The organism is Acinetobacter sp. NigerLNRRAM0016 (genome assembly GCF_054112845.1).
On sequence record NZ_JBSYVT010000098.1, the window covers coordinates 1 to 1,095 of the forward strand.

The 1,095-nt window shown below is 46.8% G+C and carries 2 protein-coding genes; both read right to left on the bottom strand.

Going from position 1 to position 1,095, the window contains the following annotated elements:
* On the bottom strand, nucleotides 1-831 hold an 831-nt coding region (locus ACWQ4X_RS19670), incomplete at its 3' end, for an IS66 family transposase zinc-finger binding domain-containing protein (protein ID WP_457904674.1).
* A gap of 74 nt (nucleotides 832-905) precedes the next feature.
* The coding region (gene tnpB / locus ACWQ4X_RS19675) for an IS66 family insertion sequence element accessory protein TnpB (RefSeq protein ID WP_075175722.1) at nucleotides 906-1,095 on the bottom strand (190 nt) is incomplete at its 5' end.

The following is a 1,095-nucleotide window of genomic DNA, read 5'->3' on the forward strand; positions in this document are numbered from 1 at the left end:
CGCCCGCTGATAGATCTGGCGCTGACGGTACAGCGGCAAATGATCGGCATACTTCGATACCAGCACATGGCTGAGCAGTTCAGGACTGGCAATACCTTTATCAATCACATAGGCGGGCATCGCTTGCTGAGTCAGGGTGTCACACTGATCACAGACCCATTTGCCACGTACATGCTGTTCCTTATAGAACTGTGCCGGTCTGAAATGCAGTTTTTCACTGATATCTTCGCCGATACGACGTAACTGGCAGCCACAACTGCATTGGGTTGATGCAGGTTCATGCTCAATACGGATGGTGTGTAGATGATCGGGTAGCAGTCGACGTTTAGGTTTGTTGACTGTGGCTTTCTGTGTTGCTGCATCGGTTTTATCTGCATTCAGCCGCTCCAGTTCCAGATCGACTGCTGCGATATCTTCTTCGACCGCCTCATCCCACAGATGGATTTGTTTTGCGGTGAGATGTTCGTTTTTACTACCGAATTTGTGCTGTTTAAACAGCGCCAGTTCATGCTCGTATTTTTGATTGAGAATAGAAAGATGCTGAACTTTAGAATCTAATTGCTGATTGGTGACTTCAAGATGTTGAACTTTAGCATCTAATTGTTGATTTGATACTTCCAGATGTTGAACTTGAGCATCTAATTGTTGATTTGATACTTCCAGATGTTGAACTTGAGCATCTAATTGTTGATTTGATACTTCCAGATGTTGAACTTGAGCATCTAATTGTTGTTTATCTTCTGCGAGTTGTTGATGCTGCATCGCCAACTGCCGGGTGAATTCCAGCAGTTGTTCATGGGTCAGTTGGCTTAAATCTGGCAGCGTATTCATGACCGCAGTATGCTTGAGGTCATGAGAAGAATGAAATAGAACGTTTGGAGGATGGCAGAATGGTCGAGCCTGGTTTAGAGCATTGTGACCACCTGCTGTCGTCCAATGCGCTGCCAGGGCAAACCCTGGATCAGTGCCTGTAACTGTTCCGGGCTGAGAGCTACGCTTTCACCCTGGTGAACTTTAGCCCAGTGAAATTTGCCCTGTTCCAGCCGCCGGGCACACAGCCAGATGCCCAGTCCATCATGCACCAGTACTTTCATA